Source organism: Lysinibacillus sp. HST-98 (genome assembly GCF_016757845.1).
GTDB lineage: Bacteria > Bacillota > Bacilli > Bacillales_A > Planococcaceae > Lysinibacillus > Lysinibacillus capsici.
Genome location: NZ_JAENHX010000001.1, coordinates 562,567 through 587,691 on the forward strand (window position 1 = coordinate 562,567; position 25,125 = coordinate 587,691).

General features: G+C 37.3%; 24 protein-coding genes. 7 read left to right on the plus strand and 17 right to left on the minus strand.

Annotation, left to right across the window (positions count from 1 at the left end):
* Positions 1 to 96 precede the first annotated feature (96 nt).
* Positions 97 to 831: a metallophosphoesterase gene (locus tag JIN86_RS02850; RefSeq protein ID WP_202341222.1), complete on the plus strand. Its 735-nt coding sequence runs from the start codon at positions 97 to 99 to the stop codon at positions 829 to 831.
* A 70-nt stretch (positions 832 to 901) separates the two neighbouring features.
* On the opposite strand, the gene cyoE is transcribed toward JIN86_RS02850, so the two are convergent.
* The 5 genes from cyoE to JIN86_RS02875 form a co-directional block, all read right to left on the minus strand.
* A complete protein-coding gene (cyoE, locus tag JIN86_RS02855; RefSeq protein ID WP_131520585.1) occupies positions 902 to 1,852 on the minus strand; it encodes a heme o synthase in 951 nt (316 codons plus the stop codon).
* Between the two features lie 311 nt (positions 1,853 to 2,163).
* On the minus strand, positions 2,164 to 2,817 hold the full coding sequence (locus tag JIN86_RS02860; protein ID WP_202341223.1) for an alpha/beta hydrolase: 654 nt from the start codon (positions 2,815 to 2,817) through the stop codon (positions 2,164 to 2,166).
* 38 nt (positions 2,818 to 2,855) lie between these two features.
* Positions 2,856 to 3,413 carry a hypothetical protein gene (locus JIN86_RS02865; RefSeq protein ID WP_202341224.1) on the minus strand — a complete coding sequence of 186 codons (558 nt, stop codon included), beginning with the start codon at positions 3,411 to 3,413 and terminating at the stop codon, positions 2,856 to 2,858.
* Positions 3,414 to 3,836: 423 nt separating this feature from the next.
* Positions 3,837 to 4,538 carry a tetratricopeptide repeat protein gene (locus tag JIN86_RS02870; protein ID WP_202341225.1) on the minus strand — a complete coding sequence of 234 codons (702 nt, stop codon included), beginning with the start codon at positions 4,536 to 4,538 and terminating at the stop codon, positions 3,837 to 3,839.
* A 100-nt stretch (positions 4,539 to 4,638) separates the two neighbouring features.
* Positions 4,639 to 5,118 (minus strand): thioredoxin family protein, encoded by a 480-nt coding sequence (locus JIN86_RS02875; protein ID WP_004227263.1) that lies wholly within the window; start codon positions 5,116 to 5,118, stop codon positions 4,639 to 4,641.
* A 195-nt stretch (positions 5,119 to 5,313) separates the two neighbouring features.
* On the opposite strand from JIN86_RS02875, the gene JIN86_RS02880 reads away from it, so the two are divergent.
* Positions 5,314 to 7,608 carry a YhgE/Pip domain-containing protein gene (locus tag JIN86_RS02880; protein ID WP_202341226.1) on the plus strand — a complete coding sequence of 765 codons (2,295 nt, stop codon included), beginning with the start codon at positions 5,314 to 5,316 and terminating at the stop codon, positions 7,606 to 7,608.
* Between the two features lie 79 nt (positions 7,609 to 7,687).
* Positions 7,688 to 8,200 carry a PCYCGC motif-containing (lipo)protein gene (locus JIN86_RS02885; RefSeq protein WP_004227258.1) on the plus strand — a complete coding sequence of 171 codons (513 nt, stop codon included), beginning with the start codon at positions 7,688 to 7,690 and terminating at the stop codon, positions 8,198 to 8,200.
* 32 nt (positions 8,201 to 8,232) lie between these two features.
* Here JIN86_RS02885 and JIN86_RS02890 read toward each other — a convergent pair whose 3' ends face one another.
* The 6 genes from JIN86_RS02890 to JIN86_RS02915 all read right to left on the minus strand — a co-directional run bounded on the left by JIN86_RS02890 (position 8,233) and on the right by JIN86_RS02915 (position 15,676).
* Positions 8,233 to 10,275, minus strand: coding sequence for a cellulose biosynthesis cyclic di-GMP-binding regulatory protein BcsB (locus tag JIN86_RS02890; protein WP_202341227.1), 2,043 nt, complete (start codon positions 10,273 to 10,275; stop codon positions 8,233 to 8,235).
* Entirely contained in the window at positions 10,275 to 11,546 is a 1,272-nt protein-coding gene (locus tag JIN86_RS02895) for a glycosyltransferase family 2 protein (protein WP_048392227.1), read from the minus strand. Before JIN86_RS02895 ends, JIN86_RS02890 begins: the two co-directional genes overlap by 1 nt.
* A complete protein-coding gene (locus JIN86_RS02900) occupies positions 11,539 to 12,978 on the minus strand; it encodes a DUF2334 domain-containing protein (protein ID WP_202341228.1) in 1,440 nt (479 codons plus the stop codon). Before JIN86_RS02900 ends, JIN86_RS02895 begins: the two co-directional genes overlap by 8 nt.
* The gene (locus JIN86_RS02905) at positions 12,968 to 13,825 is read right to left on the minus strand and encodes a diguanylate cyclase domain-containing protein (RefSeq protein WP_202341229.1); all 858 of its coding nucleotides are present in this window, start codon (positions 13,823 to 13,825) and stop codon (positions 12,968 to 12,970) included. The genes JIN86_RS02900 and JIN86_RS02905 overlap by 11 nt, the downstream gene beginning before the upstream one ends.
* Complete coding sequence (locus JIN86_RS02910; RefSeq protein ID WP_237497104.1) at positions 13,806 to 14,864, minus strand: glycosyl hydrolase family 8; 1,059 nt, start codon at positions 14,862 to 14,864, stop codon at positions 13,806 to 13,808. Before JIN86_RS02910 ends, JIN86_RS02905 begins: the two co-directional genes overlap by 20 nt.
* A gap of 275 nt (positions 14,865 to 15,139) precedes the next feature.
* The gene (locus tag JIN86_RS02915; protein WP_004227254.1) at positions 15,140 to 15,676 is read right to left on the minus strand and encodes a hydrolase; all 537 of its coding nucleotides are present in this window, start codon (positions 15,674 to 15,676) and stop codon (positions 15,140 to 15,142) included.
* A gap of 386 nt (positions 15,677 to 16,062) precedes the next feature.
* Here JIN86_RS02915 and serC point away from each other — a divergent pair, with 386 nt between their 5' ends.
* On the plus strand, positions 16,063 to 17,151 hold the full coding sequence (gene serC, locus JIN86_RS02920; RefSeq protein WP_004227251.1) for a 3-phosphoserine/phosphohydroxythreonine transaminase: 1,089 nt from the start codon (positions 16,063 to 16,065) through the stop codon (positions 17,149 to 17,151).
* A 279-nt stretch (positions 17,152 to 17,430) separates the two neighbouring features.
* Positions 17,431 to 17,790, plus strand: a complete 360-nt coding sequence (locus tag JIN86_RS02925; RefSeq protein ID WP_004227250.1) for a hypothetical protein — start codon at positions 17,431 to 17,433, stop codon at positions 17,788 to 17,790.
* Between the two features lie 582 nt (positions 17,791 to 18,372).
* Here the strand turns inward: JIN86_RS02925 and JIN86_RS02930 are convergent.
* The 3 genes from JIN86_RS02930 to JIN86_RS02940 are packed head-to-tail and all read right to left on the minus strand — an operon-like array spanning position 18,373 to position 20,421.
* Positions 18,373 to 18,801 carry a Fur family transcriptional regulator gene (locus JIN86_RS02930; RefSeq protein ID WP_004227247.1) on the minus strand — a complete coding sequence of 143 codons (429 nt, stop codon included), beginning with the start codon at positions 18,799 to 18,801 and terminating at the stop codon, positions 18,373 to 18,375.
* Positions 18,798 to 19,661, minus strand: coding sequence for a metal ABC transporter permease (locus JIN86_RS02935; RefSeq protein ID WP_202341231.1), 864 nt, complete (start codon positions 19,659 to 19,661; stop codon positions 18,798 to 18,800). Before JIN86_RS02935 ends, JIN86_RS02930 begins: the two co-directional genes overlap by 4 nt.
* 13 nt (positions 19,662 to 19,674) lie before the next feature.
* A complete protein-coding gene (locus tag JIN86_RS02940) occupies positions 19,675 to 20,421 on the minus strand; it encodes a metal ABC transporter ATP-binding protein (RefSeq protein WP_004227240.1) in 747 nt (248 codons plus the stop codon).
* A gap of 165 nt (positions 20,422 to 20,586) precedes the next feature.
* On the opposite strand from JIN86_RS02940, the gene JIN86_RS02945 reads away from it, so the two are divergent.
* Entirely contained in the window at positions 20,587 to 20,823 is a 237-nt protein-coding gene (locus JIN86_RS02945) for a Nif11 family protein (protein WP_004227236.1), read from the plus strand.
* 44 nt (positions 20,824 to 20,867) lie between these two features.
* On the opposite strand, the gene JIN86_RS02950 is transcribed toward JIN86_RS02945, so the two are convergent.
* Together JIN86_RS02950 and JIN86_RS02955 are read right to left on the minus strand one after the other, a co-directional pair.
* Positions 20,868 to 21,761 carry a deoxyribonuclease IV gene (locus tag JIN86_RS02950; RefSeq protein WP_202341232.1) on the minus strand — a complete coding sequence of 298 codons (894 nt, stop codon included), beginning with the start codon at positions 21,759 to 21,761 and terminating at the stop codon, positions 20,868 to 20,870.
* A gap of 12 nt (positions 21,762 to 21,773) precedes the next feature.
* On the minus strand, positions 21,774 to 23,075 hold the full coding sequence (locus tag JIN86_RS02955; RefSeq protein ID WP_004227232.1) for a DEAD/DEAH box helicase: 1,302 nt from the start codon (positions 23,073 to 23,075) through the stop codon (positions 21,774 to 21,776).
* Between the two features lie 293 nt (positions 23,076 to 23,368).
* Between JIN86_RS02955 and JIN86_RS02960 the strand changes: the two genes are divergently transcribed.
* A complete protein-coding gene (locus JIN86_RS02960) occupies positions 23,369 to 24,424 on the plus strand; it encodes a 2,3-butanediol dehydrogenase (RefSeq protein WP_004227230.1) in 1,056 nt (351 codons plus the stop codon).
* Between the two features lie 50 nt (positions 24,425 to 24,474).
* Here JIN86_RS02960 and kdpC read toward each other — a convergent pair whose 3' ends face one another.
* On the minus strand, positions 24,475 to 25,119 hold the full coding sequence (gene kdpC / locus JIN86_RS02965) for a potassium-transporting ATPase subunit KdpC (protein ID WP_202341233.1): 645 nt from the start codon (positions 25,117 to 25,119) through the stop codon (positions 24,475 to 24,477).
* Between the last annotated feature and the right edge of the window lie 6 nt (positions 25,120 to 25,125).

Below are 25,125 nucleotides of genomic sequence, written 5' to 3' on the forward strand. Positions count from 1 at the left end.
ATGAAAAAAGCTAGGAGAAGCTAGAAAAGTCGAAACTTGTAGAATAATTCTCTATACTTAAGGGTAAAGCTGTACTATTAGAAAGGATGCTCGTACATGAACCGTATACTAGCAATTAGTGACATACATGGAGAATTAGGGCTACTGGAAGAACTATTATTAAAAGCAAACTATGACCCAATGAACGACCAGCTTTTTCTTCTTGGTGATTATATTGATAGAGGGCCCTCTTCTAGTGGTGTGTTAAATTTAGTGAGTGAATTACAGACAAAAGGTGCACGCGTTTTACTAGGCAATCATGAGGCGATCATGCTCAATGCATGTCGTTCAGGCCTTGCTAAGCCATGGAACCATTGGGTAGGGCTTTGTGGTGGTGAGGCTACATTAGCAAGCTATGGCTATCAGTTGGCAGACTTTGAGGAAGCCATCCAAAGTAATACTCTGCCTAGCTTTATTAAAACGCTCCCTAAACTCGAAGAACATTTACAGTTAATCGAGACATTTGAAATATATATTGAGTTAGAGGATGCTATTTTCGTCCACGGTGGCGTTGTGCCAGGTGCTGCAATAGCCGAAACTGACCCCATGCGCTTACTTTGGATTCGTGAGGAATTCCACGCAGGCTATCAAGGGGAAAAAACAGTAATCTTCGGCCATACCCCTACTTATAACCTGCATCATGATCCAACTGATTATCGTGTTTATTTCGGAGAAAATAATATTATTGGCATTGACGGTGGAGCTGTTTTTGGCGGACGATTACATGCATTCGAATGGCCTAGTCGCCAAATCATTTCTGTCGAAAATAAAAAACCAACAAGTAACGAGTGAACTTGTTGGTTTTTTATTTTCGTAATTGTTTTCGCACTGCGTTATTTTTTTCAGAGAGTTTTTGAAAAAATTAATATAACTTAAAAATAACTCCTACTAGCGAGTACACAATGACTGTTGAGAATAGTATAGTCATATGGAATAGGGAAAAAACAAACATTTTGGTAGCCCATTTCACTTGATCTGTATTACTATGATAACCGTAAATACTCATCACTAGCCAAGCAACACTTAAGATCAATGCCACAAGCATGATGCCTACACTTAACGAGCCAAATAAAAAGCTTGATAGAATCAATAGTATTAAATAGAAATTGGTTTGATAATACGTTCGACGCATCCCTTTGATAACTGGTAGCATGGGTACACTGGCTGCTTCATAGTCTACACGTTTGCGAATGGCAATAGCATAAAAATGTGGCATTTGCCAAATGACCATAACAAAAAATAAACCAAGTATCGCTGGGTGTGTAATATCTGTAGATACAGCAGACCAACCTATTAATGGTGGCACCGCACCACTAATACTACCGATTTCTGTATTATATATCGTACGACGCTTTGTCCACATTGTATAAGGGACTACATATAGGAATACACCTAATAATCCAAATGCCGCTGCTAAAGGTGACGCAAGTGCCAACACAGCTACGCCAATAATTAACATTACAACAGCTAATGATAAAGTCGATTTTGCTGACATTTCACCTGTTACAGTTGGTCTGCTTTGTGTACGAGGCATAATTGCATCAATATCACGATCATAGACATTATTAAAGGCCCCCGCAGCTCCAATGACAAGGGCGGAACCGATTGTTGAAAAAATAATTTCTGGTATATTGTCTACAAACGTCATTTTATTTTTGTACATGCCTAGCGTTAAACCAGCCCACATAGGTATTAAATTAGATTTGATAATCCCTGTCTTGACGGTTTGCGCTAAAATAGAAGAACGTGATGACTTCCCTCTTGTTTTTTCGGAGGATAGTGGTTTATGCTCCGTTTTCAGATTTTGTTCCATTCAGCTTAATTCCTTTTCTCCATAATTTCTACACGCTTTCATCGATAGAAAGCGACAAAATTTGCATCTAGCACATCAAATTATTATTTTACCCCTTTTAGATCTGTTCTGTCTCTCTTTTCACATAAAGTACATGTTTTCATCTAACAAAGCACGTTCATTCACAACATCTACTATGATACCACCGACTGACGTGAATTTGAACCTTCTTGCCTCGATTCTTCAAACACTATTGGAGAAAAATAATTTGATAATAGGTCATATTACGATAGCCAAAAAAACCGAGACAAATTTTTGCCTCGGATTTCCTTTTATTGAATTTCTTCCTGTAGTTGCTGCGCTAAAAATGCCACTAGATCACGAAAATTATCAGGTGTTACACCATGTCCATCTGGGTATTGTTTGAATGTCACCGTGGCACCAAATTGTTCAAAGATCTCCTTGCTTTCCATTCCCCATTGAGAAGGTATTACATAATCATAATCACCGTGCGAAATAAAAGCATGTAAATGTTCTACAGAACGAATAGCGTATTCCTCCGTCACAAACTTTGGCGTGTAGCCACTTAATGCAACAATACCCGTTACTAAATTCCCCATAACAAAGGCAAGTGATTGTGCTAAAACCGCACCTTGGCTAAAGCCTAAAACAAATACTTTATGAGGATCGATTTGATATTCTTCGATGGCCTCTAATATAAATCGTTGCAATGCAATCAACACTTTATCGAAGATTGCACGATCTGGTTGCCCCACCTCTTGAATGGTAAAAAAAGCATAGCCGGGATGTTGAGTAATTGGCCCTCGTAAGCTAAATATATGACATTGCTCTTGAAAATCCTGCACTAATTGTGGTAAATCATCTTCATGGCTGCCCATGCCATGAAGCAAAAAAATAGCAGGGTATTTCTTCGTAGGGTCCATATTTGTTGGTTGTGTATGGTTAAAAGTAAATGGTGTATTCATTTAATCAAATTCCTTTCGCGTGAAGCTTTGTAACAAAATTAGTGTAATTTTGTTTTATTAATTAATCCATCTGTATGGTAGGCAATATAGCCATTGACAATTCGTATCGTTTCTTGTGGATCTGCGTCAAAGAGTATTTTTGATTGCTCTGGCGTGGATACAAGCACGGTTAATAAATCCATACGCATGGAATGCCCAGCAGAGCTATAGGCATAGTCATAAATAATTGCTTCCTCTGTCATGCCTTCTGTCTCATATTGCTTATGGAATAAATTCTTTGCAGCATCCAATTGCTCTGCCACTTGTTGACGAATGCGCATCTGATGCATTAATAATTCCTCTTCAAGAGCTGATGGCTTTAGCCACTCCTTAGCTTGAAGCATATTTAGAAATTCCTGCTCCCAAGCCTGTTCATTCTCCGTAAAATAAAGCATATTCATCATCAACATGTCCCAAAAGTCCATAGATGTTGCGGCTGATTGTCGCTGCATAGTAATTGTTTCCTTAAAATGCTCTTCCACTTTTGTAATATTCATATTGCGAACTAAATGATTACATACGTTTTCTATAAACTTATTTGCCGCTTCTTGTGCCATAAAAAATCCGTCCTTTATATCTACAAATCATTTTCTTTCTTATCATACCATGATTGTGAAATATGGCAACGAACCCCGCTCACTTGATTTCTCAGTAAAAAGGACGTCTCCATATGCATTGGAGACATCCTCGCTGTGTTGGAAAACAAAATCATCTAAAGCATTTTTTGAAAGGTGAAAAGAGATTTTCGTTACAGATTACTTCGTCACAGGTGAGCCCATGGAGCGAACGCAAGTGAGTGAAGTGGCTCATCGGACACGCTGGCGGAACGGAAATCAACCCCACACCTTGCCAAAAGGTCTTTTTTCGCTCTTGGCATAATCTTATTTCAACAAAATAAGGATGTCTCCATATACATTGGGGACATCCGCATAATATTATAAAACTATTGAAATTAGTTTTCTGTAGAAGACTCCTGAATGTTAGGAGAAAACATAGCTATCCATATTATCTACTGTATTTTGAATGGCATCTTTCAATGACCGCTGCTGTTCGCCACAAGAAGCTAGTGCATCCTCTAAAGTGATTGCTGCATTCGCCATAAATGGAGCCATTTGCAAATCCTTAGCTAATTGAATAAGTACAAGCGCTTTATTCCATTTCCAACGAGGATTTGTTGGATCTAGCTGTATCGCTTGTTCTAAATAACCGAGCGCATCAAATGGCATCCAACCAAAACGATGCATCGTCTGCCCTGTGATTCCCCAATAGACAGCCTTATTCGGATTTTCCTTTACTGCTTGTTGAAAGCAGTGAACACTCTCATTGTATTGATGTGCGAATAGGAACAGCTCTCCCTGTGTAAAAAAGGATTGCGCCTTGTCTGCGGGTGTTCCAGTTTTTGCGACTTCCTCCAATTGCTGAATACGCTTCGCAAATGACTCTTCATCTTTTATTGCCCGTAGTTCTACAACTAGATCTGATTCTGGATAGCTTTCATCAGCGCGTTCCACATGCTGTACTTCGATATGACCAGTTGGCTTTGGATAACGATCATATTCATATTCTTCTAATAATCGAATATACTTTTGTGCTAGTGCTTTGTCCTCTTCGTTTGTCACCTGCTTCGCTAATTCATAGCATCTCATCAGTTCACCATTATAAAAATAATCATCCATTGACATTCATCATTCCTCCAGTGTACAACTATTCAGTATTTTTAGTATACACTACAAAAACAAAAGAGACCGTATCTAAATAATTATGATACAGTCTCTTCCTTTTCTATTTATTTAGCACAACCGTATTTAAGAACGTTCGTAAATCTTCTTCTTTAAGAGCTCCTACAAAGCGATTTACTTCTTTACCATCTTCGAAACGAATGAATGTTGGTGTTGCTTTAATATTATATTTTTCCCATAAATCATCGTATTCATAGACATTCAATTGAGCAATATCAACACCAAGCTCATCGGCAATTGGCATTAATACTGGTGTAAATGCTTGACAGTGTACACAGATTGGACTGAAGAAGTAAGCATTAACCGGTTCGCCCGCTTTAATTTTAGCTTCTAGTTCGTCTGGTAACATAATGTTTTGATAGTTTTCATCATCCAATTGATCAATTGTTTCTTGTTTTAGCTTTTTATCGCCATAAGGGTTATTTGCGCTTTCTAATTTACTTTTGTTTGAGACGTTGGTAAGCACAATAATTGCTGCAAATAAAACAACAATCACTGAACCAATAATTAATAATTTTTTCACTAAAGTAGTGACCTCCTTTTTTACACTAAAAGCCCTAGTTTTAGTGCATTCGCGATTGATTATAAATTGTTTTGAAAACCTAGTAAACTAATTCGCCTTTAAATGAAGATATTTCACATTTATAACATAATTTAAAGTATATTTGGGAACATACATAGTGAGAGTTCATGCAAATTTGAATGTGGGGTGATTATGATGAAAAACTCGTTCCAGCATGTTTTTCAAATTTATACAAAAGATATCCGGAATATTGTCACAAACTGGGTCGTAGCTGTCATTATAGGTGGACTAATTTTTCTTCCTTCTCTGTATGCCTGGCTAAATATTTATGCCTCCATGGACCCTTACGCCCACACCTCTAATATGAAAATTGCGATTGTCAATGAAGATACGGGAACCACTGTAAGAGATGAAGCAATAAATGTCGGGAATGAAGTAATTGAGACTTTACGTACGAATAAAAGCTTTACTTGGAAGCTCGAAACAGAGAAAAAAGCTAAGGAACAATTAAAAAATGGTGATTTCTTTGCAGTCATTATCATTCCAAATGATTTTTCGCAAAAACTAACCTCTATTCTAACCGACAAACCAACGAAGGCCCGTATTGATTATTATGTAAATGAAAAAAAGAATCCTATTGCTCCTAAAATTACAAGTAAAGGCGCGAGCGTACTTACACAGCAGGTTTCGAATGAATTTGTATCCACCGTCAATGGGACACTTTTTTCTATTTTTAATACAATTGGAATTGAAATGGAACGTGACATTCCTGATTTCCGCAAATTTGAAAATTATGTTTTTACTATAGAACAGCATTTACCTGATATTAATTCATTTTTAACGCAAGCCTCTACCCAAGGAAAAGAGGCAAATCAATTACTTAATCAGGCGCTGACACAAGTTCCACAGGTGGAACAACTAACAACAGATGGTTTAATTACCATTCAAAAGGGTTTACGTTTAGTGAATGAAGCAGATGCTTTATTTAATGAACTATCTCCTATCATCAAAAAGGATGTCACAACTGTTCAAAATATTGCCCAACATTTTACAGAGATCATCAATAAGCTCAATCGTATAAATGTTGACCCTACCTCTATTACACAAACGAAAGAGGCACTTAAAAATCAATTGTCAACTTCTAAAGACAGCATAACCAAGAGTATTCAAACGCTTGAGGCACTGCAAAAATTAATTCAGGCAGATGCTTCGACTCGTAAGCAATTAGAAGACTCTTTAACAACCCTTATTGGTTCTTTACAGGAAAGTAATGCAGAAGCGAATCAACCAATTATCGAACAGCTTATAGCCATTCGCGAAGCCTTGGAACATCCTCCAAACTTCATTAATTCTACGTCAAATGCGCTTAGCTCATTACAACAATTACAGACTCTACATGACGATTTACTAAATAAAGTGGATCAATTAAAGCCAATTGATAAAGATGTGATCAAGCAAGACATTACAGCTATTCAGCAAATCGCACAAAATGCTACAGCTAATTTGCAAAAATTCTTATCCTACTATAACGAAAGTCTAGAGCCACAAATTCGATCCACCCTTACCAGTGCGAAACAAACTTTAACTAACGCTTCTACCATGCTGACAAATGTAAAACAATTCATACCTCAGGCAACAGATAAATTGACACAGGCCAAAAACACGCTAGGAACAGCAAATCAAGCTATTCAAAAAATACAAACTGAATTTCCAACTTTAAGTGCTAAAATCAAAGAATTAGCGAATAAGCTACGAACTTTAGAAGAAGAAGCGGATCTAGCAGAGATTGTGCAATTACTTAAAAATGATGTCAATGCCGAACGTGATTTCTTTGAGGAGCCTATTAAATTAAAGGAACATCGCGTATTCCCTATTGCGAACTATGGAACAGCCATGACACCGTTTTACACAGTACTATCTATTTGGGTAGGCTGTTTACTGTTAATTTCATTATTGTCTGTGAATCTCCATGGAGATACACCTTATAGTATTCGAGAAATTTACTTTGGTCGACTCTTAACATTTGCAACTTTCTCGTTTATTCAAACTCTCATTATTACCATTGGAGATATTTTCTTAGTAGACGGCTCCATTCAAGCACCTACCTACTTTATCTTATTTGGACTTTTTATTAGTCTCGTATTTGTAACGGTTGTCTATACACTCGTATCTGTCTTCGGTAATGTAGGAAAAGCATTAGCCATTGTGATGCTTGTGTTACAAATTGCAGGCTCTGGTGGAACCTATCCAGTCGAGTTATTGCCGAGGTTCTTCCAAATAATCAACCCTTTCTTACCTTTTACGTATGCGATTGAAATGATGCGTGAAGCTGTCGGCGGAATTATTTGGTCAACAGTCTGGATGGACCTCATTTTCCTATTAGGTTTCTGGTCCATTTTTATCCTGTTCGGATTCTTCTTAAAAAAATTATTGAGCGAGAAAATGGAACATTTCATGAACAAAACACGTGGATTAGATATATTTCACTGATTTTCAACGAGGCGTCTGTAAATGTTTATGAAAACGATGTTATAATGGAAGTATTGTTAACATGTAGGAGGCGCTATTTTTGAAGAAATCAATTACTATTTTTGTTGTATTGGCGTTACTGTTATTAAGTGCTTGTGGAGAAAATAAAAACAGTGCTGAAACCTCTCCTAAAGCAAATGACGCTTCACATGAAGGTCATGACCATGCAGAGGCATCAGTTGATATCCAAGAAGAAACGGCTTCTGCTGACGTCCTACCAACCTTTTTAGAGGGCAAGCAAGAAAATATACGCTTAGTCTATCAAATCGCTGGACAATCAACAGAGATTCTCGAATGGATGCCATGCTATTGCGGCTGTGGGGAATCTGCTGGCCATAAAAGTAATTTAAATTGCTTTATTCAGGAAAAACGTGAGGATGGTTCGATTGTTTGGGATGATCACGGGACACGTTGTTTAGTGTGCTTAGAGATTGCTGTCCAATCAGCACAACTGCACAAAGAAGGCAAGAGCTTAAAAGAAATTCGTCAGTTCATTGATGACACGTATAAAGAGGGCTATGCAAAACCAACACCAACGGACATGCCTGCATAAAAAAGCAAAGTCGCACATTCGCGACTTTGCTTTTATTGTTTTAGTTGATTTTTCTTTCGTTTACGAAGGATGATATACAGTATAACGGCAATGACAAGGATGAGCCCAACAAATTCTGCAATTAAAACATAGGATATTTCACCTTTTTTAGCTACTTTCACGTCTTCCTTATCAGCATTTTGATCTACGGCTACGACAAATTGTCCTTCTTTTGTTTCAATCGCAGCGTCTGCCTGAGAATTCGTCTCTTTCAAGTGAGCATAAAAGTCACCTTTTACAGAAGCATTTTCTAATGAATGAATCCATAATAAAGGCTCTTTTTGCTGCCAGAAATTTTTCGTTATGAACACATATTGGCCAATTGCCTCTGGTAAAAACCCTTGCGAGATAAGCTGCTCAGATGTGTGAGGAATTTTTGAGGCTTGCTTGGAAAGCCATGTTAGCTGTTCCATTTCTCCCATAAAAATGACTGCATGCCCTTGTAAAGCTTCCTCTGTCACATTTTTATCCTTCATCAGCGAGGTTTTTGCCATGTTACCATTCGTCATCAACGATTTATAAAGTGATACCATAGTTGTATCGTCAATTCCTCCATTATCAGGTATAACGATTAACGTATTTTCATGAAAAGCATTAGGAAAATCACGTAAGGTAAACGTTGGTTCAGCATCATCTTTTGTAATCGATAATGTGCTATCACTATCAATGTAAATCCAATAGCGTTCATTGGTTGTTTCGCAAGGATCCTCTAGTTGAAAGCCTGTTACTTCAAACTGAATATCGGTCATTGAGAGTTTGTTGAGCACATTTGTTTGGATCGGTATAATGGCCTCATACATATCTGTTGTAGTCTGTTCTAATTTTCGTAAATCTACTGCATGTGGAACATTATTGATATACGCGATCAATTCTAATTTTCGATCCTCATCCTCTTTACTGTCAGGTATTGTTGCTGATTTTTTAACGATCAAGCGCATAAAAGCTTCCTTGTTTGCCTCTAACTTTGGCAACGACACATAATAATGAGGTGTCATTGTCGCTTGGCTGGATAAAAGTCGATCCTCAAAGCCAAATTGCTTAAATGAAATCGTCGTATCAGATGACTCTTCTATTTTAGGAACATCGTTAATCGCTAATGTATCACCAATTAATTGCTCGAATAAGGTTGCTTCGGTTAAAAAAGATAGTCGCTCCTCAATAGCTTGGCCATTTGAAGAGGTTACAGCTAAAAGAGGTACTTTTCGATTCGAATTTGTATTCAGTAGCTCCTGCATCGTAAGTGTCATAGTATCTTGCTCAACGCTTATGTTTGCTAACATCTTTTTTAATAGGCTTGTACTAAATTCCTTTTTTGCCCCTACAATGATGATAGGACCTCTTATCTTATTAAAAGCATCTTCACGCTCAATCTGTACATCTGTGTCACCATGTTCGGATAAAAAGGCAGCGAGCTGATATGCACTGTTTAAAGTGGCCTCAGAGGTCTGCTTTGGTACAATAACCGTCGTAGCATAGCCCTCATAGCCTAAAAACGCAGCAGGATAGCTATTTAATGACCAAGCATCACTTTCCTCACTAAATGCTGATATAGACGATAGTATTTCAATACGTAGCCAATTACCTGCGTTGCCAGGAGGCACACAAATTCCTTCCTTAAGAATTCCATAAAAACTAGCTGTGATTTTATGAGAACCCTTTAGCAGTGCTTCTTTTGGAAGGTTAACGGTAACAGTCTGTTTTAATGAATCTGCTTTCAATGGAACTGTTTTAATTGCTACATCATCCACTTTCACTGTGAAGGAGGATGGTGCTATAAGTAGCTCAGAATGCTGGATTTGAAATGTCACTTGCTGGTTATTGGATGGGACATCCTCGTTTAGATTGTAATAAAAATCTCTTGAAGAGGAAGGTCCCAGTAATTCGATTGGCTGTGCTAGTAAGGGCTTTTTCTGCTGTTGATTGCCTTCTATTACAATTGTGTTGTCATCTACGGTAATGGTAGCTGCAACTGCATTGTTAGCAAAACTAAAAAAAACAATACAAAATAAGCACAAATAGAAGAATTTGGTTCTCATTATTCTGCTCCTTTATCTGATTGCTTGGAAAAACGCTCTGTTTTATACCATTGAACTTCTTGACCAGTAAACATGCGCTTTATTTCTAATAGTAATGACCAAACGACTAGCACAATCCACATTTGAGAATAGGTAAAATACATAAGTATGACATAAAAGAAATTTTTCCGATTCATTTCTGTTTTTTCAATACTTAAGGTTATCATCACTTCACCTAGAAACAGTAAGAAGGCTAAAACCCATAAAACAAGGGCAATGTCGCCAACGGTCAATCCAATATCATAAAATAAATTAATAATAAATAGGGCATTGGATAAAATGACACCAAAGAAAAATAAAAAATACGTAAAAAAGAAATAAAATAAATCAAACATGATACTTTTTCTTTTTAGTGTGAAGAATTGACTTAAAAACTTCAGCACTACATATTGATTACCTCTTGCCCATCTAGTGCGCTGTTTCCACCATACTTTTAAGGTTTCTGGTTCTTGCTCCCACGTAATGGCTTTTGGGAAAAAACGAATATGGTAGCCTAAATTGTAAACACGGATGGTTAGCTCTGTATCTTCAGCCAATGCTTTTACATCCCAACCGCCTAATTGCTCCAAAACTGTCCGTCGGATTGCAAAATTGGTACCAGGTATAGTTGCCACCTTAAACCATTTCCAACGCCCGCCTTGGGCCATCCACTGGAAACAAATCGTTTCGATATTAATAAAACGAGTTAACCATGTTTCTGCCGCATTAATAACGCGAAATTTCCCCACAGTGGCAGCCGCTTTTGAATCATTCATGAGACCCATCACTAAATACCAAACGGCCATCCGTTCAGGTGTATTATCAGCATCATAAACAACAACGATATCCCCTGTGGAATCAGCTAGTGCCGAATTGAGGGCAGAGGATTTACCCTTCCCTTTGTTTGGCTCTACTGTTTCAATGACACGAATAAATGGGAACTTTTCTGCGTACCGCGCTGCAATAGCACCAGTTTCATCTGAAGAATTATCATTAATAACAATTACCTCTAGTTGATCTTTCGGATAATATAGTCGTGACATGGCTCGTAGTGTTTGTTCAATCACAAGTGCTTCATTGTGCGCTGGTATAAAGACACTGACAGAGGGAACCTTGTCCATTTTTTTAGCCCAGTCATCAATTGGCTTTTCAAAAGTACGAAAGTGTAAGTAACCACCCTCCATTAAAAACATATGATATAGCAGCATGATCCAAATGAGGAAAAGTGATATAAAGAATAAGGTATTAGCCATTTGTTTTCCTCTCCTCAAATAATCTCTTACGTAAGGTAATACGTAAACGCAAGGTACTAATAAAAAATAATGTGACAAACAGCGAAACAATCAAGACAAGCACCCATAAAATTAATTCAAATGGTCGTTCATCAAATAATATTTTTAAACGTTCGATCTTTGTAAATGCTAATTGTATTGTTTGTTCACCGTTTTCATGTTGCTTAATCGAAACATTTTTGGATGTTACTTGTTGCTTCGTCTGTCTGAGATTAAGTAGTTCAATTTGTGGATGTTCCCTTAAATAAGCGGCAAGCTCCTGAACATAGGAAGCATTAAAATAGGCAGGATATTGAATACCGATGATAGAACTAGGAACTTTTAATAAAAGGTTTATCTTTTGTTTCACCGGATAGAAAGAATATGTTTCTGCCATAGATCCCGCTGTAATCGGATAAATTGTATGGTTATCTTCGCTTTGTGTTATAAATAATTGCTGACTGTCCTTCTGGATAATACTGGTAAAAAGGGAACTATCCCCCTGACTTATAGTAGGATAGATTTTACGTAGCACTAAATACTCAAGGTTTTTTTCAGTTGAATTAGATGAAGAAAGGATAAATGCATAACCTTCCTTTTGTAATTTTTGTAAATAACTTAATAGTTTTTTATTTTCGTGCAAATAGTAGGATCTTTTATCACTTTCATCTACTACAATAGGTGCCACTTCAAGAGCAATCGGTATTTTTTTTGCTGAAAACTCCAGCACGAGCTTTTTTAACTTTTGCATATCTGTATTCATATTAATATCTGATAATACAATAAAAGCGGGGTGTATCTGAGGCTTTGATATTTGCAAAAGCTCCCCCATGATCGCTGGCCACTGATATTGCAATGTATCTTTATTAATAAAATCACCGATAAAAGACCAATTATTTTTTTGGACGATAAAAGGATATGTCTTATTCAAAGAGGTAGCTCTCTCTACTATTTCAAAATCCCCTGATGGTATTACACTTTTCCATTTTATAGGGTTATTTAATACTTCTCCCCCAATAGCTCGAAGTTCCACTACTGGCCCCTCCTTCCATTTTGAAAAAGGAGAAAACTGAAATACATTTTCACCAATCAAAATGGCCGACCCTGAGAATTGATTTATTGCAGACAAGGCACCTGGAGGAATTCTAGTTGGATAGTTATTCATAACAACAAGGCGTTTATAAGATTGAAGCAACTGTTCGTTTACATCTTCTATCGATAAAACATCTACTGACGTAAAATTTTCAAGCATGTCTTGTAATGCCAATACATCGATATTAGGCTGCTTGGAACTAGTGACATAAATCAATGCAATGTCCTTATTTTTTTCGGATGCTAGTACAGAGTCACATATAGTGAAAGTATAAAAACAAAGCAATCCAATGGCGATCCAAAAACTATAATTAGAGCGCATTTGTTTTCATCTCTCTTTCCAGATCCGATAAAATTTCATCGAACGTCGACTCCGTAAGTGGAAGATACGTATAGAAACTAGTTTTATAATTTAATGTTACCCATTTTCCGTTTAACAATTGATGATTTTTTAAGGCTTGGTCTAATTTATTATAAATAATTTCCATATACTGGTCTGTTGTATCAATTAATAATAACCCAATATGATTTTGGCGAAACCGAAATTTTTTATCTGTTTGTCTAACCGTTTGATGTATCCTTTGAGAAAGTTGTTGCCATAAGTGTTGGACTTCTTTAGCCCCATAAAGCTTTTGAAATTGATCATAATTCTCAAGTTTTAAAATGATAAAGACAAAAGTGTGCTTATGCCTATCTGCTCTACGCATCTCTTCATTCACAATTATTCGCATACGTGTTTCATTATCAAACCCTGTTTCCACATCAATTGCTACATAGTTTCTAACATCTTCTTGTAATTTTTTTATGTAGCTTGCCTGTTCTGTCATTAATTCATGCACCTTTCCTGCACAAAGTATGAGGAGTAATAGCACGATGCCATAAAGGAAAAAAAACTGCATGGAAAATGAAGGGTTTAGAAATGTCATTGTTCCAGTTATTCCAGTATAGAGTAATGTTGAACCTGTAATAAAAATAAAGATGAGACTGCTAATAAGCCCAAATACCATTCCTCTCCAAAGGGTTAGCACTATTAAAAGCATTAAAAACAAGTAAAGTAAATAACCTTCTGCATCCTGACGCAATAAAAAATAGGCAGGTATTTGTAATAGTAAGATAAGGATTGACCCATATATAAAAATTGCTCTATTTCTATTCATTGTTAATCGCATTTTCTACCTCCTTTTCTGCTAATAGTGGTAGTAAATTATCAAAACTATGCGTTGATCGTGTATTTTTTTCAACATAACCTGAAGTAGGATCTTTTAGCGATAACATTTTCTCAATGAACATCTGTGCATTTTGCTGCTCTTCTAAAACAAGCATATATCGAGCTGCCATTGCATACACAGCAGGAGATTCATAGCTCACGGTTGGTTGATTCGTTTGTCCGTTATAACGCCCAAATAATTTCCCGTCTCTTTTCAACAGTTTTAATAGCCAGCGTTTAAAAGGTTCAGTATCTTCATCAATGGAAACCATATGATATGCTACATATAATTGATCAATCATGTGTAGTTCTTCATCAAATCTATAACTTTTAGAGGGAATATCATAATACTTTGGATAGAATCCTTCTTCAGTGAGAGGGGCATTTTTTAAAATAGCTAACTGATCTCGGACTTGCTGTCGAGACAACAATCCATGTTTTTCCATTGCATAAAAAGCGGAAGGCATTAGGTAACTCATTGTCAATGTATTGGCTTGAGCATGGCTTGAAACATCTACATAATCCACAAATAATCCTTCATTCATTCCATGTATGGTCAAATTTTCGCCAATTTTTTTTCCTAGTTGGACATACGTTGATTCATGCCACTTTTCACCTGCTTCTAGTAATACACGGATGATTCGCAAATCATCAATTAGGGCATTAACTGTGGCTTTTTTTGTGCCTTCTATTCGCCAGACAATAAAGTCGCTTTTTAAAAAGTAGGATTTCATAACATTGACCTGGTCATCGAAACGAGCTCGATCGCCTTTTTCTAATAAATAAGCAAGCCATAGTCCTACTGATTCCGATAAAAATAAATCTTTCTGGCTTGTTAAATCTGTGCTTATTAACCCTTCATCATTCAGTAAATTTTGAATAACAAATTGTTCTGTTGGTGAAAGAGGTTCTTTTTGTAAAGCTACTTCTTTACCTGTACAACTTATTGAAATAAGAACGACACTAACTATTAACAGTAACCATCTCACATTTTTATTCATAGTCATCATCCTAATTAAATGTTATTTACCCATTACGAATTCCCGATTTTTAATTATAGTATACAACAAATGGAATAGCTAAGTTTTTATGTGAGTAATGTCACGTATAATCTAGCCCTTAAATAAAAAAGATGCCCGAGAAAGGTCTATAGACTCTTCGGACATCTACACTTTTTCAATCTAACCTAATTTCTTTGTATATATTTCTCTTGAAAACAAAATTGTTATTACAATGATTGGAATACATATACCCATTGTTTCAATTTTAGTTGGCATTATTTAACAAGCTTCAAAATGGTTTTAAAATGTTCATGATCTGCACGTTGTAGTAGCTCATATAAGATCATTTCGGTGCTAGTTGGTGAAATTCCAAGCGCATGCATCTTTGTAAGCCCAATTTCTTTATTTGCCTTTGTTCGAGAGGATACGGCATCTACAACAACCTCTACTTCAAATCCTTGTTCTTTCAGCTGTCTAGCCGATTGGTACACACAAATATGTGTTTCGATACCTGTCACAATGAATTGAGTGCGTCCATTTTCCTTCATCGCTTCTACAAATGCCTCTTCTTGGCACGCACTAAAGGCCATTTTAGGAATCGGTTGCCCTTGTAAATGCTGAGCAATCTCAAGCGCCGTTCCGCCTAAACGACTTGGATTTTGTTCTAGCCATAAGATAGGTACTTCCAGTGCCTGCATTGCTTGTACGAGCTTTGCCACATTTTCAATTACCATTTCACTGTCATCAACAATTGTTGCTAACTTTCCTTGTACATCTACAACTACTAAACAAGCTTTCTCTACGGTAAACATCCTAAACACCTCTTTTTCTTTTCTTTATAATATTATACAAAAACCTGCTTATCTCTCGTAAAGTAATAAGGCAATTTCTCTAACAAGCGATTTTAATGGTTTTGCTTTAGCCTGTAGATTTCACACTTCTAATAAAGGAGTATAAAACACGAACATTATCATTTTTATTGCCATAAAAAATATTTAATATACGGAAAATATAACTTAATTTCGAAAATAACCTTCTGTTTGTTCGTTTTTAATGAAAAATACCTGCTTAAATGTGTACATTTTGTTGCGAGCCTGTCGCCATTCTGCTCAAATATTAAGAATTTTATTTTTTCTCTTGAAAATTAGGTTATAATCCAGTAAAGTTCTGTTATTAACCAAACAAGGAGTGTACCACTTTGACACAACGTGCATACAATTTCAACGCAGGTCCATCTGCTCTACCACAAGAAGTATTAGAAAATGCTCAACAGCAATTAGTAAACTTCCGTGATTCAGGTATGTCCATTATGGAAATGAGTCACCGAAGTGCCATTTTTGATGAAGTACATAACGAAGCCATTACTTTATTAAAAAAACTTTATGCTATTCCAGAAAACTATGAGGTACTATTCTTACAGGGTGGAGCAAGCCTTCAGTTTACAATGGTGCCCATGAACTTCTTAACAACTGAGCAAAAAGCTAGCTATGTATTATCAGGCTCATGGTCTGAGAAAGCTTTTAAGGAAGCTAAATTATTTGGGATACCTGTTGAAGCTGCAAGCACAAAAGAAAACAAATACCGCAATATTCCTGCTTTAGAAGATATCCAATTCAATGAAGATGATGCATATGTTCACATCACATCTAATAATACGATATATGGTACGCAATGGAAAAACTACCCTGATACAGGAAATGTTCCATTAGTGGCAGATATGTCAAGTGACATCCTATCTAAACCAGTTGATATTGAAAAGTTCGGAATCATCTATGCTGGTGCTCAAAAAAACCTTGGTCCTTCAGGTGTAACGGTCGTAATTATTCGCAAAGATTTACTTGAAAAAGCCAATAAAAATATTCCAACGATGCTAAAGTATACAACACATGCAGATAGTAACTCACTTTATAATACACCTCCAACATTTGGAATCTATATGCTAGGCGAGGTGTTGAAATGGGTTGAAGCTAAAGGCGGCGTAGCAGAAGTTGAAAAACATAATGAATTAAAGGCAAAAGTCATTTATGATGCCATTGACAATAGTAACGGTTTCTACAAAGGCCATGCCACACCTGAAAGCCGTTCTTTAATGAACATTACATTCCGCGTTGCAGATGAGGAGCTGGAAAAACAATTCCTTGCAGAGGCAAAGGCAGCAGGTTTTGTTGGGCTAAATGGACATCGTTCTGTAGGTGGTTGTCGTGCTTCCACTTATAATGCAGTACCCCTTGAGGCATGTGAAGCTTTACGAGATTTCATGGTAGATTTCCAACAAAAACATCAATAAACTTCTATTTAAAAGATGAATCTTTACAGAAATGTAAAGACTCATCTTTTTTTCGCGCTTGTAGAAGGAAATAAGAAATCTATCCCTATACAATTAGCTTGATTAGATGTTTATAGCAATATTTCAGCTTAGAGCTTTACACATTGCAAAAGTTTTTGAGAAAAATATAGATTTTTAAGCTGCCTATCGGACATATCGCCAGCCTCTAGCTATGCACCAAACATAGATTATTACTGTAAGGGTTACCTTTACGAAAATAGAGGAAGGGAGGTCTAGACAATGGAAGATAAAAGATACATGTCACATATGAACTGGCAAGGCTGTAAATGTCCTAAAAAAGAGGAAAAATGCTGTCAACGTAAAGTTGAAAAATGTCCTTGTCAAAAAGAGGAAAAATGTACACCAAGAATGAGCAGCAACTGTAGAGGGTGTATTTGTCACCAATTAAGAAAATTAGAACTAGCTACTACACTAGATATCTTCTTATCTGGAGGTATTAGCTTCTTAGGTGTGACTTTCATTTCCTTCGATCCAAGAAATTGCTGTGCATACTTCCTTGAGCCAGGTGCAGCAGCTGCTTCTCCTTTAATCGTAGATTGCAATAAAATTGTTGCGATTCGTCGAGTGGCAGTAGCTTAATCCTTTTAGAGGGTAGCCTTCTATAGGCACCCTCTTCTTACATAGAAACAAGAAGATGTCAACGACAGAAGAAGCAACTTTGCAAGGCGAGGGGTTGATTTCCGTTCCGCCAGCGTCCTTTCCAGGGGGCGTCCGATGAGCCGCTTCACTCACTTCCGTTCGCTCCAGGGTTTCATCAGTGACGCTAAATCCCCTAGGAGTGACACTGGCTCCTCTCCAATCAACCATTCTGCAAAGTGTCTTTACTTTTTTCATAGTAGCATAGTATTAAAATTGCCCATTATCTGTATTCATAGAGGGGATAAGCTCTTATTTTCAATGTGGAGAAGTGATGAGTGACAAGAAGTGAACACCTTCACTTTATTTGAAAACCTTTGCTAAAAAGATAACACTTTTGTAGATTGGAGTGGAAGGCTACTTGATTCCCGTGGAATAGCGAGACAGGCGAACCCCTAAACGGAGCGGTAGCGGAGGAAGCGGCTCGGCGCTCGCCCACAGAAAATCAAATAGCCTGCAACGGCAATCCATTTCTACCTTTCAATTGACTGTTTTGTTTTTCAACACTAAAAAACGCTGTCACATTTAATGTGACAGCGTTTCATGTTTACAATCAGGACATTTACCATATATTTCAAACTTATGATTTTCAATTTCATAATCAGGCAATTTTTCACCTAACATTTCCATTGGACAGAGATTAAGCTCTTTGACGTTGCCACAGTCCATACAGATAAAATGATGGTGATGATGCGCAGATTCACAGTGCATACGGAAATTACGTTCCCCTGATAGCTCTGTTTCTTCTAATATTCCAAGTTTCACAAAAGTAGCTAGGTTACGATAAATGGTATCAAAACTCATTCCCGGAAAATCTTTTTTTAAAACATCTAATAAATCACGAGCTGTTAGATATTTATCTGTTGCTGCAAACATATCTAATATTAACTCCCGTTTATCTGTTTTTTTATAGCCATTTTCCTTTAATATTTCCCACGCTCTTGAAATATTCATTGCGCTACCTCCCCCTGCTTTGCAGCCATTTTAAATGCTACTTTCTTCCCTAGGATTACAAGTAACAAAATCAGAATAGAAGTGACAACAATCGTGCCTCCTGGCGCTAAATCCAAATAAAATGCGCTAATTAGGCCAATTAGTACAGCTGTTTCTCCAAAAACAATGGCAAAAATGATGGTTTGCTTAAAGCCCTTTGCTAAGCGCATTGCGGCTGCAACAGGCAATGTCATTAGAGATGATACAAGTAAAATACCAACTATGCGCATACTTGCCGCAATGACAAGTGCTGTCACAATCATAAATAAAAGATGAACCCAACGAGCCGGAAGTCCGCTAGCTTTTGCATATTCCTCATCAAAAGACAAAACAAATAATTCTTTAAAAAATAAAAACAAAAAGATAATCACAATGGCAGCAATGCCAATCACTACCCATAAGTCTTGACGAGATACAGCAGAAACCGAGCCGAATAAATAACTCATTAAATCTGTGCTAAAACCACTGGCAAGTGAAATAAAGATGGCGCTAATCCCAATACCACCTGACATGATGATTGGAATGGCAAGCTCCTCATAGTGCTTATACAAACGTCTTAAACGCTCAATCAAGACAGAGCCACTCACAGAGGCTAGTATTCCTAGATAAATAGGATTGAGCATTGCAAAGGCTGTTACCGATTGACTAATGTATAAGCTCCCAGCAATTCCTGCGAGTGTTACATGCGACAAAGCATCCGCAATCAAGGATAGCCTACGTACAACAATAAACACACCCAGTAGTGGCGCAAGTATGCCAATTAATAATCCAGAGAAAAAGGCATTTTGTAAAAATTCATAATGTAAAATTGCTTCAATCATGTGCCTGCTCCTTCTAGTGAATCTTTCTCACGGAATGGCCATACCAAGCGTCTAGCGCATCCTGAGAAATATTATCAAATTCATTTTTATAGCCGTGGAAGTGAATAGTTTGATTCAAACACGCTACATGGCTGATACGATTCGATACCGTATCGACATCGTGTGTGACAAGAATCATCGTAATTCCTTGTTCCCGATTTAATTTCGCCAGCATATCATAAAATGACTGCACATTCTCGTGATCAATGCCGACAGTTGGCTCATCTAAAATGAGCAGTTTGGGATCACTGACTAAAGCTCTTGCAATAAAAACACGTTGTTGTTGTCCACCAGATAGCTCTCCAATGTTGCGATTCATATAAGCATCCATGCCAACTGCCTTTAAAGCTTCTTGTACTTTGTCTTTGGCATCTCGGCCAGGTCTTTTAAAAAGCCCTAATTTTTTCGTTAATCCACTTTTCACGACCTCTTGCACGGTTGCCGGGAACCCAGAATTAAAGGCATTGGATTTTTGCGAGACATAGCCAATCCATTCACGGTGCTTAAAATTTGCACTTGGTTCACCAAATAATTTTATTTCTCCGGATAAAGGTTTCAGCAAACCTAAAATTATTTTTAGTAGTGTTGATTTTCCCGAACCATTTGGGCCGAGTAGTGCTAAAAAATCTCCCTCTTCTACACGAAAAGAAATGTTTTTTAAAACTTGCGTATAGTCATATTGAAATGACACATTTTCAATGTCAATTAGTGTTGTTTTCATGCATGATCGCTTCTTTCTAATTCAAAATCATTACGATTTACAAATTGTAAGTATAAAGGAAAGTGCAGTTTTTGTAAAGAAAAGAGGATGGATGCTTTTTCGAACAGCTGATTGCAAGTGTGTAAATGATTTCGTGAAAATAAATAAGATAAAGGAGGATTGACTTTGAGTATTCAATTTTTACAGCAATTAGCACAAAGCACGGATAAGGAAATTGTCGCGATTGCTCGTGAAGAAGGCTTTAGCATTACGACTTCTGAAGTAAAAAAACTTCGACCTTATTTGGAGCAATTCTCATTTTCTTGGCTATTTTTAGGTATTCCTAAAGATATTCTTGTTGAAGTGGAGGCCGTTTTAGGAAGAAAGCGCTCTCGTCAACTCATCGCCTTGTTTACAAAATAAAAAAAGCCCGAAATCAGAACTAGCCTGATTTCGGGTTATTGCTTTTAGCCTTTTAAAGCTTCAATATGTTCAGGCTTAAAAGTACCGCTTCGTAACATATCAATTTCCACTTTATACGGAGCTACCTTAGATTTAGCGTCACTCTTGAGAGGGACAAAGGGTGTTTCTAAAATTTTAGGAACATCCATTAATTGTGGATGGTGTACTACATAGTTGAGGGCATCAAAGCCAATATGACCAAAGCCAATATTTTCGTGACGATCCTTGCCTGCACCGCGCACATTTTTGGAGTCATTGATATGCAATACTTTAATGCGTTCCACGCCTATAATTTTATCAAATTCGTTTAATACACCATCAAAATCTTCCACGATATTATAGCCAGCATCATGTGTATGACAAGTATCAAAGCATACTGAAAGTCGCTCGTTATTCGTTACACCATCAATAATTTTAGCAAGTTCTTCAAAGGAACGTCCACATTCTGTCCCCTTCCCTGCCATGGTTTCTAATGCAATTTGAACGGGATAGTCCTGAGAAAGTACCTCATTTAAACCTTCAATGATTTTAGCAATACCAGCATCAGCACCAGCACCTACATGGGCACCTGGGTGTAAAACAATTTGCGTTGCCTCCAGTGCCGCAGTACGTTCAATTTCCGATTGGAGAAAATCTACACCGAGACGGAATGTTTCTGGTTTTTCCGTATTGCCAATATTAATAATGTAAGGTGCATGTACAACAATATTGGTCATCCCATGCTCTTTCATATGCAGGAGTCCATTCATAATGTTCAAGTCAGCAATGGCTTTGCGACGTGTATTTTGCGGTGCTCCAGTATAAATCATAAATGTATTGGCTCCGTATGACAGTGCCTCTTTACTAGAGCCGAGTAGCATTTCTTTACCGCTCATCGAAACATGTGAGCCAAGTAACATATAAAAGCCCCCTTATTTTTTACCGCGTGCCTTTAAGCGACGTTCACGTTTTTTAATTTTTTCCATTTCCCACTTCATATTACGTTTATAGCCAGGTTTTACCTTTTTGGGCTTACGTACCAACGATTTTGCTTTCACATCAATTTCATTCTCTTGCTTCACACGGTTTTTACGTGCATGACGCTCTTTTAACTCTGACCATTCGCCATCTTTTACATCTTTTTGCACAAAAGGAATGCCCATTTTTTCTACGCGAACTACTGCATCCTCGTCTGATGGCTCAAATAAAGTAATGGCTGTCCCTTTATTGCCTGCACGCGCTGTTCGACCAACACGGTGAATAAAGAATTCTAAGTCCTCTGGAATCTCGTAGTTAATAACATGAGAAATGCCTTGGATATCAATACCCCGAGCAGCTAAGTCAGTTGCTACAATGTATTGGTAGTCAAGATCACGGATTTGCTTCATCATTTTTTTACGATCACGTGGACTTAAATCACCGTGAATTTGGCCACAACGGATACCATGCTCATTTAAGTAGCCAGCAACGTGTTCTGCTGTCTTACGTGTGTTGGTAAAGATAACAGCTAAAAAAGGATTAATGCCCTCAATGACTTCTAATAAACGTTTATTACGCGATTTTGAGCGCACTGGTACAAGCACAAAATCGATGCCTTCTGCCACGGGTCGTTTATCATTCATATGGACATGCACTGGCGCTTCCATATATTTCTTTAAAAATGGTTGAAGTTTTTCTGGAATTGTTGCAGAAAAAACATACATTTCAAGCTTTTCTGGCATCTGTGAAGCAAATCCATCAATCTCTTCAATAAAGCCCATATCAAAAGCTAGATCCGCTTCATCGACAACTAAAATTGGTGCTGTATGCACAAATAACGCTTGTGCTGAAACAAGGTCACGAATACGTCCTGGTGTTCCAACAACAATTTGAGGCTGTGTTTTTAATTTATCAATGGAGCGTTGTTTGTCCGTACCCCCAATAAATAGTTTTGCTTGAATAGCAGTTCCTTCTATTAATTGATTTAATGCATCAAAAATTTGCTGTGCTAACTCTCGTGTAGGAGAAGTAATAACGGCCTGTACTTCCTGTTTTTCTACATCAATACGTTGAACAATTGGAATTAAAAAACTATGTGTTTTCCCTGTTCCTGTATGTGCCTGTCCAATAGCACTTTTCCCTTTTAATAAAAGCGGAATAATTTCTTTTTGAATTGGTGTCGGTTCTGTAAAGCCAAGATTTGCAATGGCGTCCTGCAAAAATGGCTGAAAATTATAATCAGTATATTTTGACATCATTCGTTCCTCCTAACATCTTTTTCATTGTACCATGATTCGAACTTTAAGGTATATTTACGTTCTATTTCTTACTAGCATAAACATATTTTTAATGTTTTATTATCACCGTAACAAAGCCCTTATCAAAGGTACTTGAAATACGCAGAATATGCAATCAAAAAAGCGCTGTAACAATGTTCGAAAACGCTTGTAATATGTAATTTTTATGTCAATTTATAGGGAACTAATGATTAGCAGATTCCCCACATGTTATAATAGAGCTGTAAGATATTATGGGAGGTTGGTAGATTATGAAAGCAGCAAGATGGTATAAAGCAAAAGACATCCGTGTAGAAAACATTGAAGAACCAGTCATCGCACCTGGAAAAGTAAAAATCAAAGTACATTGGACAGGGATTTGTGGCAGTGATTTACATGAATACGCAGCTGGGCCAATCTTTATTCCAGTGGAGCAACCTCACTATGTAAGTAAAGACATAGCACCTATTGTAATGGGACATGAATTTTCAGGTGAAGTAGTTGAAATTGGCGATGGTGTTACATCTGTTAAAATTGGTGATCCTGTAGTAGTAGAACCAATCCTTGCATGTGGCGAATGTGCTGCCTGTAAAAAAGGTAAATATAATATTTGTAAACATTTAGGTTTCCATGGTCTTTCAGGCGGTGGCGGAGGATTCTCCGAATATACAATGGTAGATGAAAAAATGGTTCACAAAATGCCAGAAGGGCTTTCTTATGAGCAAGGAGCACTTGTAGAACCAGCAGCAGTCGCTTTACATGCCGTGCGTCAAAGTAAATTAAAAGCCGGTGACAAAGCTGCCGTCTTTGGAACAGGACCAATCGGGCTTCTTGTCATTGAAGCATTACGTGCAGCGGGCGCAGCAGAAATTTATGCTGTAGAGCTTTCAGCAGAGCGTGCCGCAAAAGCTTTAGAACTTGGTGCAACAGCCGTCATTAACCCTAAAGAGGAAGATGCCGTTGCGCGTCTACATGAATTAACAAATGGTGGTGTAGATGTTGCCTTTGAAGTAACGGGCGTTCCTGTGGTATTACAACAAGCTATTGACTCCACAACTTTTGAAGGTGAAACAATCATCGTGTCGATTTGGGAGTCTACAGCGGCTATCCAACCGAACAATATCGTTTTATCAGAGCGAACAGTCAAAGGAATTATTGCCTACCGCGATATCTTCCCAGCCGTAATGGAGCTGATGACACAAGGTTACTTCCCTGCAGACAAGCTTGTAACGAAACGAATTGCTCTTGATGAAGTGGTAACAGAAGGCTTTGAGGCATTAATGAAGGAACGTAATCATATTAAAATTTTGGTAAATTCTCAAGCATAAAATACGATCAGGTAGAGAACCAAGCATTTCTCTACCTGATTTTATGGTTATTATTGTTGTTTATTATCCATTTTTTTCATGATTGTTAAATTTGCCATTAGAACGTTCACTTTATTTTCTCCAAAGACCCCTAGTGTTCGTTTCTCCGTATTTTCTTCAATGATTTTTTCAATCTCTTCTTCTGAAAGACCGCTTGCTAGGGCAATGCGCTTCACTTGAATGTTTGCAGCCTTCACACTAATATGTGGATCCAGCCCTGAGCCAGAAGCGGTCATTAAATCTGCAGGTATATCTTGGCGTTTTACTGTTGGGTTTGCTAGTAGAAACTTCTTGATATCTGCTTCAATTCGCTTCTTCAATTCTGGATTAGATGGTGCATAGTTAAAAGTTCCAGAGGTCACTCCACTATAATTTAACTGACCATTTTTGTCTGGTACCGTATCATCCTCAGTATAAACATTATAATGAATGGCTGAAACACGTCCCCAGAAATATGATGGTGCTGAAAAGGATTGACCGATCAGTTCTGAACCAACAGCTTTACCATTGATTTCTAGTAAACTACCATTTGCTTGATGCTGAAGTAATCCTTGAGCTAAAGCAGTCACCGCAAACGGGTAGATTAGCCCACACAGTATAAACATTGTTATAGTAATAAGAAATGCTTGCTTTAAGTTTACAAATAATTTTCGCATGTACCT

Bases quoted from the DNA above. Each gene is read 5' to 3' on its own strand.
- kdpC (WP_202341233.1), bottom strand. From the start codon at position 25,119: ATGCGAAAATTATTTGTAAACTTAAAGCAAGCATTTCTTATTACTATA.
- JIN86_RS02950 (WP_202341232.1), bottom strand. From the start codon at position 21,761: ATGTTACTTGGCTCACATGTTTCGATGAGCGGTAAAGAAATGCTACTC.
- JIN86_RS02900 (WP_202341228.1), bottom strand. From the start codon at position 12,978: ATGCGCTCTAATTATAGTTTTTGGATCGCCATTGGATTGCTTTGTTTT.
- JIN86_RS02870 (WP_202341225.1), bottom strand. From the start codon at position 4,538: ATGTCAATGGATGATTATTTTTATAATGGTGAACTGATGAGATGCTAT.
- cyoE (WP_131520585.1), bottom strand. From the start codon at position 1,852: ATGGAACAAAATCTGAAAACGGAGCATAAACCACTATCCTCCGAAAAA.
- JIN86_RS02860 (WP_202341223.1), bottom strand. From the start codon at position 2,817: ATGAATACACCATTTACTTTTAACCATACACAACCAACAAATATGGAC.
- JIN86_RS02850 (WP_202341222.1), top strand. From the start codon at position 97: ATGAACCGTATACTAGCAATTAGTGACATACATGGAGAATTAGGGCTA.
- JIN86_RS02960 (WP_004227230.1), top strand. From the start codon at position 23,369: ATGAAAGCAGCAAGATGGTATAAAGCAAAAGACATCCGTGTAGAAAAC.
- JIN86_RS02910 (WP_237497104.1), bottom strand. From the start codon at position 14,864: ATGAATAAAAATGTGAGATGGTTACTGTTAATAGTTAGTGTCGTTCTT.
- JIN86_RS02930 (WP_004227247.1), bottom strand. From the start codon at position 18,801: ATGAATATTTCAAGAGCGTGGGAAATATTAAAGGAAAATGGCTATAAA.
- JIN86_RS02895 (WP_048392227.1), bottom strand. From the start codon at position 11,546: ATGGCTAATACCTTATTCTTTATATCACTTTTCCTCATTTGGATCATG.
- JIN86_RS02940 (WP_004227240.1), bottom strand. From the start codon at position 20,421: ATGAAAACAACACTAATTGACATTGAAAATGTGTCATTTCAATATGAC.
- JIN86_RS02955 (WP_004227232.1), bottom strand. From the start codon at position 23,075: ATGTCAAAATATACTGATTATAATTTTCAGCCATTTTTGCAGGACGCC.
- JIN86_RS02935 (WP_202341231.1), bottom strand. From the start codon at position 19,661: ATGATTGAAGCAATTTTACATTATGAATTTTTACAAAATGCCTTTTTC.
- JIN86_RS02905 (WP_202341229.1), bottom strand. From the start codon at position 13,825: ATGCGATTAACAATGAATAGAAATAGAGCAATTTTTATATATGGGTCA.
- JIN86_RS02915 (WP_004227254.1), bottom strand. From the start codon at position 15,676: ATGTTTACCGTAGAGAAAGCTTGTTTAGTAGTTGTAGATGTACAAGGA.
- JIN86_RS02890 (WP_202341227.1), bottom strand. From the start codon at position 10,275: ATGAGAACCAAATTCTTCTATTTGTGCTTATTTTGTATTGTTTTTTTT.
- JIN86_RS02925 (WP_004227250.1), top strand. From the start codon at position 17,431: ATGGAAGATAAAAGATACATGTCACATATGAACTGGCAAGGCTGTAAA.
- JIN86_RS02880 (WP_202341226.1), top strand. From the start codon at position 5,314: ATGAAAAACTCGTTCCAGCATGTTTTTCAAATTTATACAAAAGATATC.
- JIN86_RS02865 (WP_202341224.1), bottom strand. From the start codon at position 3,413: ATGGCACAAGAAGCGGCAAATAAGTTTATAGAAAACGTATGTAATCAT.